General features: G+C 68.9%; 11 protein-coding genes and 1 pseudogene. 8 read left to right on the top strand and 4 right to left on the bottom strand.

The window, feature by feature from the left end; all coding sequences use genetic code 11:
- The 5 genes from WMF44_RS10975 to gcvPA all read left to right on the top strand — a co-directional run bounded on the left by WMF44_RS10975 (position 1) and on the right by gcvPA (position 7,342).
- Positions 1-3,654: a hypothetical protein gene (locus WMF44_RS10975; RefSeq protein WP_437299072.1), complete on the top strand. Its 3,654-nt coding sequence runs from the start codon at positions 1-3 to the stop codon at positions 3,652-3,654.
- On the top strand, positions 3,651-4,193 hold the full coding sequence (locus tag WMF44_RS10970) for a hypothetical protein (RefSeq protein WP_437299071.1): 543 nt from the start codon (positions 3,651-3,653) through the stop codon (positions 4,191-4,193). The genes WMF44_RS10975 and WMF44_RS10970 overlap by 4 nt, the downstream gene beginning before the upstream one ends.
- A gap of 116 nt (positions 4,194-4,309) precedes the next feature.
- Positions 4,310-5,431 (top strand): glycine cleavage system aminomethyltransferase GcvT, encoded by a 1,122-nt coding sequence (gcvT, locus tag WMF44_RS10965; protein WP_437299070.1) that lies wholly within the window; start codon positions 4,310-4,312, stop codon positions 5,429-5,431.
- An 88-nt stretch (positions 5,432-5,519) separates the two neighbouring features.
- On the top strand, positions 5,520-5,921 hold the full coding sequence (gcvH, locus tag WMF44_RS10960; RefSeq protein WP_437299069.1) for a glycine cleavage system protein GcvH: 402 nt from the start codon (positions 5,520-5,522) through the stop codon (positions 5,919-5,921).
- Between the two features lie 56 nt (positions 5,922-5,977).
- Positions 5,978-7,342: an aminomethyl-transferring glycine dehydrogenase subunit GcvPA gene (gene gcvPA / locus WMF44_RS10955; RefSeq protein WP_437299068.1), complete on the top strand. Its 1,365-nt coding sequence runs from the start codon at positions 5,978-5,980 to the stop codon at positions 7,340-7,342.
- 395 nt (positions 7,343-7,737) lie between these two features.
- Here the strand turns inward: gcvPA and WMF44_RS10950 are convergent, their stop codons facing one another.
- Positions 7,738-7,860, bottom strand: coding sequence for a hypothetical protein (locus WMF44_RS10950; RefSeq protein ID WP_437299067.1), 123 nt, complete (start codon positions 7,858-7,860; stop codon positions 7,738-7,740).
- Positions 7,861-8,113: 253 nt separating this feature from the next.
- Here WMF44_RS10950 and WMF44_RS10945 point away from each other — a divergent pair, with 253 nt between their 5' ends.
- The 3 genes from WMF44_RS10945 to WMF44_RS10935 are packed head-to-tail and all read left to right on the top strand — an operon-like array spanning position 8,114 to position 12,697.
- Positions 8,114-10,231, top strand: a complete 2,118-nt coding sequence (locus tag WMF44_RS10945) for a hypothetical protein (protein WP_437299066.1) — start codon at positions 8,114-8,116, stop codon at positions 10,229-10,231.
- Positions 10,228-12,273: an RHS repeat-associated core domain-containing protein gene (locus WMF44_RS10940; RefSeq protein WP_437299065.1), complete on the top strand. Its 2,046-nt coding sequence runs from the start codon at positions 10,228-10,230 to the stop codon at positions 12,271-12,273. The genes WMF44_RS10945 and WMF44_RS10940 overlap by 4 nt, the downstream gene beginning before the upstream one ends.
- 16 nt (positions 12,274-12,289) lie before the next feature.
- On the top strand, positions 12,290-12,697 hold the full coding sequence (locus WMF44_RS10935; protein WP_437299064.1) for a hypothetical protein: 408 nt from the start codon (positions 12,290-12,292) through the stop codon (positions 12,695-12,697).
- 150 nt (positions 12,698-12,847) lie between these two features.
- Here the strand turns inward: WMF44_RS10935 and WMF44_RS10930 are convergent.
- The 3 genes and pseudogenes from WMF44_RS10930 to WMF44_RS10920 all read right to left on the bottom strand — a co-directional run.
- Positions 12,848-13,042 (bottom strand): annotated as a pseudogene (locus WMF44_RS10930) (adenylosuccinate synthetase); the annotation flags it as partial.
- A 236-nt stretch (positions 13,043-13,278) separates the two neighbouring features.
- Complete coding sequence (locus tag WMF44_RS10925; protein WP_437299063.1) at positions 13,279-13,845, bottom strand: hypothetical protein; 567 nt, start codon at positions 13,843-13,845, stop codon at positions 13,279-13,281.
- A 48-nt stretch (positions 13,846-13,893) separates the two neighbouring features.
- Positions 13,894-14,667: an esterase/lipase family protein gene (locus WMF44_RS10920; protein ID WP_437299062.1), complete on the bottom strand. Its 774-nt coding sequence runs from the start codon at positions 14,665-14,667 to the stop codon at positions 13,894-13,896.
- Positions 14,668-14,713: the final 46 nt, after the last annotated feature.

The raw sequence follows: 14,713 nt of genomic DNA, 5'->3' as shown, positions 1-14,713 counted from the left end.
ATGCGAAACCTGACGAAGGTCCTTGTCACCATGAGCTCCGCGGCGACCGTCGGCCTCGTCGCGGGGCGCGCACGCGCGCAGGCGATGGATGTGGAGCCGCCGCTGCCCAACGTGCTCTTGCTCGTCGACACGTCGGGCTCGATGGAGAAGACGGTGGCGGGCGAGGACCCGGAGTGCAACCCAGGCACTCCCCCCACCTCCGAGGACCGGAAGAGCCGCTGGACGAAGCTCGTCGAGTCGCTCACGGGCCCGATCCAGGACTTCAGCTGTGTCGCGCAGCCCCGCACGAGCACCGCGTTCGTCAACGAGTTCAGCCTCGGGGGAGAGCCGCCCTACGACAGGAACTACTACATCCCGTTCCATCGCATGATCTCGGGCCACTGCACGAAGGGCCCGGGGGCGACCTACGATCTGGTGGGCGAGCATCGCTGGGACAACGCGGCCACTCCCTGTACGACGCCGTTCACGCAGCTCAACTCCGGCCTGCTCGACGTCTATCAGGACCGGATCCGGTTCGGGCTCATGACGTTCGACACGCTCCCCGACGCGAGCACCGGGCTCCTCTCCGGCGCTCCCGATCCCGTGGGCGGCATCGAGGGGATGTGGAGCTACTTCCTCGGGTTCGAGCCCGGCCCGGGACTCCCGGCGCGGGGCAACCCGCCCGCCTGCGCTCCCGCGGACATGGAGGTCGGCGCCAGGAACCCGTCCGCGCCGCTCTGGGAAGGGCCGCTCATCCCCTTCCCGACCTACACGGCGGACACCACCGAGATCCGCAGCGTGAACGAGAGCATCCAGAACGCGCTCATCGCGATGCGCCCCTACGGCGCGACGCCGCTCGCCGGGATGCTGTCGGACGCGCGCGACTTCATCCTCAACGACGCCTCGACCTGGAAGAGCCGGCCGCTCGGGCCGCGCGACGATCCGTTCATCAGCGGCGGCTGCCGCAAGACCTCGATCGTGCTCATCTCCGACGGCGAGCCGAACCTCGACCTGCGCCCGACCTGCACACAGGGGCCTGGCCCCGGCCCCGAATTGACGGGCTGTCCCTACGAGGAGCCGCACGTCCTCGCCCAGTCGCTCAACTCCCACGTCAACCCGAACCGGCGCGTGCCGACGTATGCCGTCGGGTTCGGCCTTACCACCCAGGCGCGGCAGGAGCTCGGCGATTCGAATTTCGATTGCGCGACGATCTCCAGCGCTGATTTCCTGCCCGCCGGGCGCTGCGACAACGCCGCCGGCGCGGTCAAGGCGTGCTGCACGCTCTCGCGCATCGCCATCGAGGGCGGGACCGACCGCGGCTATTTCCCGGACGACGCCAACGAGCTCTCCGCGGTCATGTCGCGGATCTTCGCGCAGATCGCCGCGAACTCGACGAGCCGCACCCTCCCCGTCTTCGCCAACGCGGCCACGACCGCGAACAACGGCAGCACCGACGCGGGGGTCGCCTACCAGTTCGCCTCCTCGTTCAGCCCGCCGCCGGACGGCTCGCTCTGGAGCGGCAACCTCGAGCGCAAGCGCTTCGTCTGCGAGCCCGTGAGCGGCGTCATGACGACGCAGCTGAAGGACATCGACCCCGGCAAGGGCGATGACTTCGCGGCCAACGTCAACTCGAACACCGGGGAGCCGCGGCGGTTCTTCACCGTGATCGGCGAGCTCGACACCACCGCGCAGCGCATCTGGTCGCGCCGGAGCATCCGCCCCGGGGCCGCGGCCGCGAACGCGGACAATCTCAGCGACTACACGGGCACGATGACCGGCAGCGGCGCGCCCGCGCAGGCGACGGCGTTCGCGACCGAGCTCTCCAGCGCGTCCCGCGCGCTCGACCTCGATCCCAGCGCGGCAGTCCCGCCGCAGTGCTCGGGCGGGCTGCAGGCGACCAACGCCGCGGACTGCGCCCGGCGCCTCATCGAGTGGGAGGTCGGCCAGCCGATGCCCTCGGGCATCGCCTCCCGCGACGGCAACGAGCTCGGCAGCATCTATCACTCCACGCCGGTCGTGGTGGGGCCGCCGAACGACTACATCCCCGACGAGTCCTACCGGGCCTTCGCGGAGCACCCCGATCAGGCGAACCGGCCGCTCGTGCTCTACACGGCGACGACCGACGGGCAGCTGCACGCCTTCCAGGTGACCGCGGCAGACGCGGACGACGAGCTCAAGGTGGACAAAGTCGAGAACAACGAGCTCTGGTCGTTCCTGCCGCCCCACGTGCTCCCCCGGCTGCTCGCGACGTTCAACCAGCAATCGCTGCTGCTCGACGGCGCGCCCGTCGTGAAGAACGTCGTCTTCGAGCGCACGTCGGCGCAGGTGAGCAACGCCAGCGCGAAGTGGAACACCGTGCTCGTCGCCAGCGGCGGCGCGGGCGGCAGCTTCTACTACGCGCTCGACGTGACGAACCCGAAGGCGCCGAAGTTCCTCTGGCAGCTCTCCACGGACGATAGCGGCACCCCGCTGTTCGGCGAGGCGACGCCGACGCCGGCGATCGGCATGGTGGAGATGCAGGACGGCGCTCACATCAAGGAGATCGCGGTCGCCATCCTGCCCGGCGGCTCCGCCCCGCTCGACACGAGCCAGCCCGCGTGCAACCGGCAGAACGCGACGCCCCCGCTCTTCCATCCGAAGGGCACCCTGACGGTCCGCGACTCGGTCCGGTGCTGGGGCAGCGCGGGCACTGGCGGCCCCGTCGGCCCGGCGCGCTCGCTCACGATCGTCCGGCTCGACACGGGCGAGATCATCCGCACGTTCCGGGGCCGCGTCGACGAGGCCCCGGGCGGGATCGCCTCGCGGACCAAGCGGGTCGACTTCGACTCGCCGATCACCGGCGTCCCCGTGCCGTTCCCGGCGGGCGTCGGCGAGGTCGCCGAGCGCATCTACGTCGGCGACGCCGACGGGACGCTCTGGCGCGTCAGCCTGACGAGCACCAACCCGGACGACTGGACCGTGGACCTCGCCTGGGACGCGTACTCGTTCCCGGGCGACGACGCGTCGAAGAGCCAGCCGATCCAGACGACGCCGATCGTGAGCACCGATCCGCTCGGCAACAAGGTCATCCTGTTCTCCACCGGCGATCAGGAGGCGTTCACGGCGAGCGCCGCCATCGAGACGCGGGTCTGGTCGATCACCGAGAAGCCGCACAACACAAGCCTCCGCTTCAGCGAGAACTGGGTCGTCCCCTTCACGGGCGGCCAGCGCGTGACCGGGCCCATCTCCCTCTTCAACGGCTGCGCGTACTTCGCGACGTTCACGCCCGTCGCGCCCGGGACCTACGTGTGCGCGGACGGGCGCGGCGCGATCTGGGGCGTCGACTACCTGCTCGGCAACACGGACTCGCCCGCGCTCCCGAACGGCTGCCTCGTCGTCGATCCGCTCGCGCCTCCGGAGCGCTTCGAGCTGCAGTCGCCGGGCACCATCGTCTTCGGCGTGGCCGTGACCCAGAAGCCGACCTGCGTGGATACGGAGAACTACACCGATGATCCGTACTTCGGCCCGCAGACGATCGTCCGGCACTCCACCCCGCCCGAGTACCAGCTCGTGTTCCACACCGGCGCGGCGGGCGACGCGGACGCCCAGGGGGGCGCGACGCGAACGAGCACGAGGACGCTGCAGCGGCCGCGCAAGGTCGTTAAGATCGACTCGTGGGCCACCCTCATCGAATGAAGCGAGCCAGCCTGTCGCGCGCCGCCGGCGCGCTCGCCGCGCTCGTCGCATGCGCCTCGGCCGCGCCCGCCTGCCGCGGCGACGCCGGCGCGCCGGCGCCGGCGCCGCAGGCGAGCGAGGCCGCGGCCCCGAAGCCGCCGGTCGACCAGGCGCTGCCGGGCGAGCTCGCCGAGGGGACCGAGCAGGCGTTCGGCCTGCCCATCCCGCGCCGCATGAAGGTGCGCGCGCGCTTCGCCGATGCCGTCTTCGCCGTCGGGGAAATTCCTGCCGAGCGGGTGGCGAACTACGTGCGCACGCGCGTCCTCGCCGGAAATGTCGAGACCGGGCCTGCGAAGACGATCTTCTCGCGCGCCACGGTGAAGAGCGCGCCGCAGCGGATGATCCGGATCGAGGTCGTCTCGCGCGCGCACGTCTCGGAGCTCGTCATCCGCGACGAGACCAGGCCGCCCGCGGAGCAGGGCCTGTCGGTCGAGGAGCGCTGGCGCCGCAGCGGGCTCACGCCGGCCGGCAAGGTGATCGATCCCACCCGCCTCGAGTGAGCGCGAGAGCGGCGGCCTCGACCTCCGGCGCCGCGGGGGCCGCTGCGCCAGTCGGCGCCAGTCGGCGCCAGTCGGCGCCAGTCGACATCTCCGACCTTTCGAAGTAGATCGCGGCCGTGTCGACCAAGCCGCTCCCCACCGCTCCGCTCCGAAGGACGCCGCTCTACGACGAGCACATCAAGCTCGGCGGCCGCATGGTCCCGTTCGCCGGCTGGGAGATGCCGGTCCAGTACAAAGGCGTCACCGAAGAGCACAAGGCGGTGCGCACCGCCGCCGGGCTGTTCGACGTCTCGCACATGGGCGAGATCATCCTGAGCGGCGAGCACTCTGGACAGGTGGTCGACTACCTCGTCACGAACGACGTGAAGAAGCTGGAAGATGGCCACGCGCTCTACACGTGCGCGTGCAACGAGGCCGGAACCATCCTCGACGACCTCATCGTGTACCGGATCGACGCGCGGCAGTGGCTCATCGTCTGCAACGCCTCGAACCGCGACAAGATCGCCGCCCACATCCGGGGCGCTGCGCAGGGCCACTGCAGCTTCGAGGACGCGTCGGATCGCACGGCGATGATGGCGCTCCAGGGGCCGAAGGCGCTCGATATCGTCGCGCTCGCGGGCGGCGACGGCCCCGCGCTGCGCGAGCTCGCGCCGTTCCACTTCCGCGACGCGACGCTCGCCAACGTGCGCTGCACCGTGGCCCGCACCGGCTACACCGGCGAGGACGGCATCGAGATCTTCTGCTCGCCGTCCGACGCGCAGCGGCTCTGGCGCGCGCTCGTCGAGCTCGGCGGTCCGCTCGGCCTCGAGGCGACGGGCCTCGGCGCGCGCGACACGCTCCGCCTGGAGGCGCGCCTGTCGCTGTACGGCAACGACATCGACGAGACGACGAACCCCATCGAGGCGGGCCTCGGCTGGGTGGTGAAGCTCGACAAGGGCGATTTCGTGGGGCGCGCCGCGCTCCAGCGCATCAAGGACGAGGGCCCCGCGCGCAAGCTGGTCGGCTTCGAGATGACGGGGCGCGGCATCGCGCGCCACGGCTACCCGCTGCTCGACGTGAGCGGCGCGAAGGTCGGCGTCTGCACGAGCGGCAGCCCGGGGCCGACCGTCGGCAAGAACATCGGGCTCGGCTACCTGCCGGCGCCCATGGCGGCGGTAGGGACCGCCTTCCAGGTGGACTGCCGCGGGCGCACGGTCGAGGCGGTCGTGGTCAAGACCCCGTTCTACAAGCGGGCCTGACCCGCGCCGAGGCGCGCCGCGGCGGTTCGATCCGAGCGACCGCGCGCGGCGACCAGAGATCCAGGTTGGCAAAGGGAGAAGAAGTCACATGGCGAGCGACAATGTCCGAACGGACCGGCGGTACACGAAGGACCACGAGTGGGCCAAGCAGGAGAACGATCTCGTCGTGATCGGGATCACCGCCTTCGCTGTCGAGCAGCTCGGCGACATCACGCTGGTCAACCTCGACGTGAAGCCGGGCGACACCATCACCGCGGGCACGGCGTTCGGCACGATCGAGAGCGTCAAGACGCTGAGTGATCTGTTCGCGCCGGTGAGCGGCAAGATCCAGCGCGTGAACGCGGATCTCGAGAGCCGCCCCGAGCTCGTCAACGACGACTGCTACGGCAAGGCGTGGATGATCGAGGTCGTCCCCTCGGACCAGGGCGAGCTCGGCGCGCTCATGGATCCCGACGCGTACGTTGAGCTCCTGAAGACCGCGGCGCACTGAGCGCCGCGCCCCTCCGCGTTCCGCATCACCCTCCCCGTTTCCCGCTGCACAAGACCATGCGCTACCTGCCCCACACGCCCGAGGAAATCAGCGAGATGCTGCAGGCCGTCGGCCTGTCGTCGCTCGAGGAGCTCTACAGCGCGATCCCGGAGGAGGCGCGCCTCACGCGCCCGCTCTCGATGGAGCCTTCGCTCGACGAGGCCTCGCTCATGCGGCACCTCGAGGAGCTCGCCCAGAAGAACCGCGCAGAGCGCATGCTCTCGTTCCTCGGCGCCGGCGCCTACGAGCACCATTTCCCGCCGGCCGCCGATCAGCTGCTACTCCGCAGCGAGTTCTACACGGCCTACACGCCGTACCAGCCCGAGGTCTCCCAGGGCACGCTCCAGGTGATCTTCGAGTTCCAGACGATCGTGAGCGAGATCCTCGGGCTGCCGATCGCCAACGCGTCGATGTACGACGGCGCGAGCGCGCTCGCGGAGGCCGTGCTGATGGCCCGCCGGCTGACGGGACGGGAGCGCACGGTGCTGTCCGGGGGCGTGCACCCCGACTACATCGGCACGGTCGAGACGTACGTGCACGGCATCGGGTCCGGCAAGGCGTCGCTGGTCGGGGTCGACGTCGGCCGCGACGGCACGGCGGACGTCGAGGCGCTGACGCGGGCGATCGACGAGACGACCGCCTGCGTGGTGGTCGGCTATCCGAACTTCTTCGGCGTCGTGGGCGACATCCGGAAGGTGGCCGAGGTGTGCCACCAGAAGGGCGCGCTGCTGATCACGGTCACGCTGGACCCGTACGCGCTCGCGCTGCTCGAGTCGCCGGGCGCGCTCGGCGCCGACATCGCGGTGGCGGAGGGCCAGCCGCTCGGGCTGCCGCCGCAGTACGGCGGCCCCAACGTCGGGCTGTTCGCGTGCCGGAACGACCGCAAGTACCTCCAGCAGGTGCCCGGCCGGCTTGTCGGCGAGACGGTCGACAAACACGGGACCCGCGGGTACGTGCTGACGCTCGCGACGCGAGAGCAGCACATCCGCCGCGAGCGGGCGACGAGCAACATCTGCACGAACAGCGGCCTCTGCGCGACGGCGGTCACGATGCGGATGTGCATGCTCGGCAAGCGCGGCTTCGTGGAGGCGGCGAAGCAGTGCCTCGCGAAGGCCGAGCACCTGAAGCGGGAGATCGCGCGGCTCGACGGGTACTCGCTGCCGATGTCGGCGCCGACGTTCCACGAGTTCGTCGTGAAGGTCCGCGGCGGGGACGCGGGGAAGCTCACGCGGGCGCTGGCCGAGCAGGGGATCATCGCGGGGCTGGATCTCGGGCGGATCGACGCGCGGCGGCGGGACGAGCTGCTCGTCGCCGTGACCGAGCGGCACAGCCGGGCGGATCTCGATCGGCTCGTGGCGGGGCTCGCGGGGTTCACGCCCTGAAGCGGACGAGGCGGTTCCGAGCCGAGCGGGGCGGCGGCTGAGCGGAGCGTAGGGCGGCTGGGGGAGGGTGTGCCGAGCTCCCTCGCCGGGGGCCTACCGCCCCGTTGGTAGCCGTCGCTGGACAGGTGAGCCCTGCGGCCCGCTGCAACGCTTGATGCAAGCGTTGCAACGGGCGACTCGGTCGCCGAGTCGGCCCTTTCAAGCCTTGAGATCGCCGACTCGGCGGGCCAGCGGGGCGGATCAAGCCTTGAGATGGCCGACTCGGCCGGCCAGCGGGGCGGATCAAGGCTTGAAATCGCTCGCTCGGCGACCGAGTCGCCCGCTTCAAGGCTTGAAACGGGGACTCGGGCGCCCGGGAAGGCGATCTCAACGCGGGGGAGCGCTCACCGCCTTCGTCAGCGCGAGGCGACGTCTCGGCGATGCTGCGCGGGCGACGGGTTCGGCCACAGCGGCAGGAGCGACTGCCGGTAGACGGTGAGACGCAGCAGGTCGACGCCCGCGATGACGCCGAACGCCACGGCGTCGTCCGTCCCGTAGCTCCCCTGGAGCGAGAGGCTGATCCGAGCGGTGCCCCCAGCGTGAGCGCGCCGGCCACGCCCGTGAAGCCCAGACCCCGGTTCGCCTTCAGGCGCGACTCCACCGGGCTTGGCTGCCGGTCGCGACGTACATTCAGCACCCTTTACTGAACTCGCGATCAGGCAAATTCGATGGTGCCTGTGGATGCGGCGCCAAGACATTCGGACTCGCTTCGCATGACAAAGCGTGGACCCCATGTCCATGCTCTACCGCGGCGATGGCTCGCGTCGCACCGGCCGAGCCATGGTTGCCATGCTCCAGCGCATCGCCGGCTATCCACCTCCTCCTGCGAGCAGCGCCACCGCTGAGGGAGTCCGCGCCGATAGAGTGCCTATTGCTGCCGCTCGCGGAATCGCCGTCGGTCCGGATGGAAGCATCTACTACTCCGAGCGTTATATGCATCGCATCCGCAAAATCTCGCCCGACGGCTTCGTCAACACGATCGCCGGCGTCAACGCGCAGGCCGGATTCAATGGAGATAACCAGCCTGCGACACAGGCGTTATTGAACCAGCCTCGGCGACTCACGATTGGACCCGACGGTACCATCTATTTCATCGACGAGAGCAACTACCGCGTCCGCAAGATCTCGCCCGATGAAATCATCACCACTGTCGCAGGCAACGGTCTATTAGGCACTCGACCGCCCGACGGTGCGCTCGCCACTTCCGGCTCCTCGGGCTCCGTGTATGGCCTCGACGTTTCCAGCGACGGCAACCTCTACCTGGCATTCAACAATTCTATCCGCAAGGTGGCGCCTGATGGGATCATCACGACGGTTGCAGGCTCATGGAACACCAACGCTAGTGTCAGCTCCGGCGACGGCGGCCCCGCTGTCGATGCCCGATTCCGTTCGATCTATGACATGGCGCTTGGGCCGGACGGATCGATATACATCTCGGAGTCCTCCGGACAACCGTGGGATGGTTACCGGATCCGGCGGATCGATCGCAGTGGGATTATCAACAAGATCGCGGGCACCGTCGAGACGACCACATCCGAGGATGGGGTGCCCGCGATCTCGGCTTCGATCGGTGTTCCCGACTCACTGGCGGTCGGACAGGACGGCAGCGTGTACTTCGCCGCGCTGTCTGGCGAGCTGCTGCAGGACAATCTCATCCGGCGCATCTCGCCCGATGGGGTACTCACCACGTTCGCCGGAAACCGAGCTCCTCGCCCTTGGAATTGCAATGCTTGCGGTCTTGGCGGCCCTCCGACCGCGGCCTGGTTCTTACAAGTGACCGATTTGGCCGTTACTCCAGATGACCGCCTGATATTCATCGATGGCAGCGGCAGCTCCTCCTACATCGGCCGCGTCGACATGGCGCTCCCGCGCATCCAAGCGGCTCACTTCGCGATCGCGAGCGATGACGGGACCGAGGTGTACATCTTCGACCAGCAGGGTAAGCACCTCGTCACTCATGACACTCTCCTCGGCACCGTGCGCTACGAATTCGGTTATGACGCCAAGGGGCGGTTGAGCACGATCACCGATGTCGACCAGCAGGTCACGACCATCCAGCGCAACGCAGACGGCTACCCGACGGCCATCCTCGCGCCGACCGGGCAGAGCACCGCGCTCACCCTCGACGCCGAGCACTACCTCTGGAAGGTCACGAATCCGGCGAACGAGACGACGACGCTCTCGTATTATCCGAACAGCGGGCTGCTCCAGTCCCTCGAGGACCCGCTCGGCCGGCTGCACCAGTTCGAGTTCGACGCGAAAGGACGCCTCATCAGGGACGAGGATCCGGCGGACGGCTACAAGCAGCTCACCCGGACCGAGACGCCCAACGGCCACCGTGTCACGGTCACGACCGCGATGGGGTTGACCCGCGGATACGAGGTCGCGACGCTGCCGGACGGCAGCAAGCAGCGCATCCGCACGGGATCGGACGGGCTCTCAACCGTCGAGCAAATCAGCACGAGCGGAGCCAGGACGACCACGGCGGCGGACGGCACCGTGACCTCCATCGAGGTGAACGGGGACCCGCGCTTCGGCATGCAGTCCCCGTTGGTCAGCAGCGAGGTCACGACGACCCCCCTTGGACGAACAAGGCAAGTTACCCGATCGCGCTCGGTGGTCCTCACGGCGCCGACCAACGCGCTGACCCTGAGCTCGTTCACCGAGATCATGTCGATCAACGGGCGAGCGTCCTCTCTCGTGTTCAACAAGGCCACGAGGGCGACCGTCCACACATCCCCTGCGGGGCGCCAGTCCACAATCACCCTCACCCCCGAGGGGCGCACCCAGCGCATCGCGGTGCCCGCAATCCTGCCAGTGATTTCACGTACTATCCGGATGGTCGCTTGAGCGCGCGATCCCAGGGATCCAGGACGTGGACGTACACGTACGAAGACAACGGCTGGCTCACGACGGCAACCGATCCACTGCTCAACACCGTCTCTTTGCTTCACGATGCGGTCGGCCGCTCCACGCAGGTGACGAGGGCCGACGACGAGGTGATCGGAACGAGCTACTATCCCGGCGGACTCGTCCACACGGTGACGCCGCCGGACCGGCCGGCGCACACATTCGGTTATACGCCGGCCGATCTCCTGGAGGAATACCTGGCTCCGGCCGTCGGCGGTGCTCCCGGGGATACCTCGTGGTCCTACGATCTGGACGGCATGCTCACGAGCTCGGCGCGGCCGGGTGAGGCCGCGACGGTCTACACGCGGGACCCGTCTACGGGTCGCCTCAGCCAGGTGGCGCTGCCGCTGGGGATGGGCACCATCAGCTACGCCTATCATCCGTCGACTGGAAGACTCACGACCATCGCCAGTCCTTCAGGTATCTCGCTCAATTTTGCCTACGATGGCATGCTCTTGACCAGTCTGACGTGGACAGGAGCCGGGTTCGGGGGCAACTCCTCGAGTGTGCAGTGGGTCTACGACAATGACTTCCGCATCGATACGGAGACCGTGGGCAGCGGTGCGACCATCAACTTCGACTACGATGCAGACGGCCTCCTCACCCAAGCGGGCGGGCTCACGCTCTCCCGGCATCCCAACAACGGGACGTACACCGGGAGCACGATCGGCGTCGTGAGCGATACAATCAGCCGCGACGCCTATGGCGCAGTGGCGACGTACGTTGCGCAGGCGAGCGGCTCGACGCTGTACGAGGTGACATCTACGCCCGACGCTCTAGGGCGCATCCAGAGCATGACGGAGACGATACAAGGGCAGACCGCGACGTACGAGTATGTTCGCGACCTCGCCGGCCGTCTTACCGACGTGTATCGCGATGGCGTGATCGCGGCGCACTACGATTACAACGCGAACGGGAATCGTCTGTCGCGAACGTCGTCCGCGGGGACGGAGAGTGGTACGTATGATGACCAGGATCGGCTCCTGAGCTATGCGCTCAAGACCTACGGGGTAAGCTCGGCGGGCGACCTTACGAGCATCACCGATACGGTCACGGGAGCGACGACGACGCTCACGTACGACGCACGCGGTAACCTCCGCCAGGCAGTTCTGGGCACCGGTGACGTGATCGACTACCTGGTGGATGGGGGGGACCGCCGGATCTGGAAGAAGAAGAACGGCGCGGTGGTGCAGGGGTTCATCTACCGCGACGACCTGCGACCCGTGGCGGAGCTCAATGCCGCAGGCGCGGTGGTGGCGCAGTTCGTCTACGGTCAGGGTCGCAATGTCCCTGATCTCATCCTGAAGGGTGCGGCGACCTACCGGATTCTGACGGACCATCGGAACAGCCCGCGTCTGGTCGTCAACATCGCGACCGGAGCGATAGCGCAACGCCTCGACTATGATGAGTTCGGCCGCCTCCTCCAGGACACGAACCCGGGCTTCCAGCCGTTCGGCTTCGCCGGCGGGCTATACGACGCCGATACGAAGCTGGTGCGCTTTGGAGCGCGCGATTACGACGCGGAGGTGGGGCGGTGGACGGCGAAGGATCCGATCCGGTTTGACGGCGGGGACACGAACCTGTACGGTTACGTGCTCAACGATCCGATCAGCTTCACGGATCCGAACGGTCTCGGCCCCGTCGGGTTGTTGGATTGCCTTCTGAGCGGACGTAGCTTGGCGGATTGCTGGGGAGAAGAGAAGGCCAAGTTCGGTTCTAATTCTGGATCCGATTCTGAGCCTGGGTCCGATTCTGGGCCGGGGTCGCATCCTGGGGAAAGGCCGAAACCGAAGAATGGATTTGGGATGTGTCCCGCGAATCCATACCGGGATCCGCCGGAACCCGATTGGAAGAAGAAGATGAAGAGCTGCAGCGGGACGTCCGGTAGTGCACGCGTCAAGTGCTGCGCGGACGTGTGCGACGCGCGCGATATTGGCGCGGTCGCCAGTGGCCTGTGCTTTGCTCAATGCCTGGTGCAATGAGCACTGTGAGCGAGAGATGAACAAGTCGATCGACGAGATTCTTGCCGAATTCACCAGTGGGTATGGTCCTGAGGAATTTTGGATCCTCTCACTGAGCGACGCCGAGATTCTCGAGCGACTGCGGGCTATCGGGGATCATCCATGCTCCGCCTTGGCCGAATACCTTGAATCGTTGCTCGTTCGGGTCCAAGCTGATCCAGCGTCGATCAAGCGCGAGCTAGAGGAGTCAGCGGGTTCCGTACCTGGTAGTTTTACGAGTTGGCTAGATCCCAATGAGAGGACGGCCGACGGCCTCGATGCATGGGTCGCCTATCATCTGGCCAATTGTCGGGCCATCGCCCGAAGCTTGATCCTGAATTGGGTCAAGCAGGAGTCCCACTCGTCGAGCGTGGCCCCCTCCTCGACCCCCTCCGATACGGAATGATCTACCGCGGCCTGCGGCTGCGTTAAGCCGTCATCGACGGACGAGCGCCGGCCGCGTGCCCGCGGGCGCCCCACACCCGACCGCGCCGCCGCCAGCGACGGACTCGTCGGCGGGGCGCCCACGCAGGCGGCGGCCCTTAGCCCAGCCGCATCACGCGAACGCGTTGCGCCGCACGACCGTCGCCCCGCGAGCCGCGCCGACCGACACGCCGGTCTCCTTCTCGACCAGCTCCACATAGTGCCGCGCCGCTGCCGGCAGCTCCGTCATGGAGCGGGCGCCGTCACTCGGCTCGCTCCACTCGGCCACCGACTCCAGCACCGACTTCGCCGTCGCGATCTCGTCGACCCTCCGCGCGTGACATCCGATCCGGCGCGGCGCAACGTGAATGAACGCGAGGAGGAGGAGGATCGCAAGCGCGGCGACGACATCCCTGACGCCCCACTGGCCGCACCCTGCCGGGGCACGACTTCGCCGGCCAACCGGCGTCGGCGGTGCCAATGCGGTCGCGTGCCCGGTCCTCGACTGCCCCCTGCCCGCCTGAATGACTCCCCGTCGCGTCCGGAGAGACGCTCGCGCGCCCCTCAGCGCGAGGCGACGTCCTGCCCGCGCTGCTGCGCGGGGAACGGGTTCGGCCACAGCGGCAGGAGCGATTGCCGGTAGACGGTGAGGCGCAGCAGGTCGACGCCCGCGATGGCGGCGAACGCCATGGCGTTGTCGGTGCCGTAGCTGCCCTGGAGCGAGAGGCTGATGCCGAGCGGCGCCCCCAGCGTGAGCGCGCCGGCCACGCCCGTGGAACCTGCGCCCCAGAAGCGGCGGTAGCCGCCCGCGTCGAGGGCGAGGCCCAGCTGGCCAGCCTGGAAGCCGCGCGTCGCGACCCGGGCGAGCAGCGCGAGATCGATGCCGCTGTCGAGGATCGGCGTCGCGCGCACCAGGCCGCCGACGATGACGGGCGCGTCGGGCGTGGTCCCGACGCCGACGTCGCACGACAGCGCTCCGTCGAAGACGAGATCGCTCTCGCCCTGCTTCCAGCCGATCGCGCCGGCGCCCACGAAGGTCCACGCGGAGGCGTCCGCGCGCGAAGGCGAGGACCAGGCGAGCGGGGCGAGCAAGGCCCCGACGGCGGCGAGGCAGGCGATGGGCGAGCGCACGCGAGCGAGCTAGCACGAAGCGCCGAGCGGCGATAGGTCAGCGCGCGTTCAACGCAAGGTGCCGCGCCGCGCGACGATGTGCCGCGCCACGAGCGCGGCCACCTCGGGATCGAAGAGGAGCGTGTTGTGCCCCCGCCCCTCCATCACCCGCACCGCGCCGCCCGGCAGCGCGTGCGCGATGGGCGAGCGGACCAGCGTGTCGGCCCCCGCGACGATCGACAGGTGCGGGACGCTCGACCGCGCCGTCCCGAGCAGGACGCGCCGGAGGACCGGGCTCGACGCGTCGAGATCGCGCGCGCCGCCGAAGCCGAGCAGCCCTGCGCGCGGGATGCCGCCGAACGGGCTCGCCATGGAGATGGTCTGCACGACGCGCGGATCGCCGACCTCCTGCGCGAAGAAGCGGCACACGATGCCGCCCATGCTGTGGCCGACGAGGTGCAAGCGCACGCCGCCCGGCAGCGCCGCGACGAGCGCCCCGAGGCGCGCCGACAGCGCCTCGACGCCGGGCCCCGGCGCGTAGGACATCGTCGCCGTGTGGACCGACCACGGCGGCTCGGCGCGCGCCGGGTCCGTCCGACCGCGCGCCCGCGAGGCGCGCGACATCGCGGCGTGGCGCTCGATCGCCGTGCGCAGCGGCCGGAGCACGCCGGCGGAGGCGAAGAGCCCGTGGAGGATGACCACCACCTCATCGCCGTCGCGCGCCCCGTCAGGGATCACCGGCGCGAGGGTGTCGTACGGCAGGAGGACCGCCTGCCTCGCGAACGAGGCCACCTCCCTGCCAGCTGTCGCCGCGAAGGCCGACGCACGGAACCACCTCGCCACGTGGTGGCTCTTACCATGGATCCGTCGCGCGACGTCCCCGTGGCTC

Origin of the sequence: Sorangium sp. So ce426, from assembly GCF_051475585.1 — a bacterium.
Classification (GTDB): domain Bacteria; phylum Myxococcota_A; class Polyangia; order Polyangiales; family Polyangiaceae; genus Sorangium; species Sorangium cellulosum_B.
This window is presented reverse-complemented; position numbering and strand designations above follow the sequence as displayed.

Bases quoted from the DNA above. Each gene is read 5' to 3' on its own strand.
- WMF44_RS10975 (WP_437299072.1), top strand. From the start codon at position 1: ATGCGAAACCTGACGAAGGTCCTTGTCACCATGAGCTCCGCGGCGACC.
- WMF44_RS10970 (WP_437299071.1), top strand. From the start codon at position 3,651: ATGAAGCGAGCCAGCCTGTCGCGCGCCGCCGGCGCGCTCGCCGCGCTC.
- gcvH (WP_437299069.1), top strand. From the start codon at position 5,520: ATGGCGAGCGACAATGTCCGAACGGACCGGCGGTACACGAAGGACCAC.
- gcvPA (WP_437299068.1), top strand. From the start codon at position 5,978: ATGCGCTACCTGCCCCACACGCCCGAGGAAATCAGCGAGATGCTGCAG.
- WMF44_RS10945 (WP_437299066.1), top strand. From the start codon at position 8,114: ATGTCCATGCTCTACCGCGGCGATGGCTCGCGTCGCACCGGCCGAGCC.
- WMF44_RS10935 (WP_437299064.1), top strand. From the start codon at position 12,290: ATGAACAAGTCGATCGACGAGATTCTTGCCGAATTCACCAGTGGGTAT.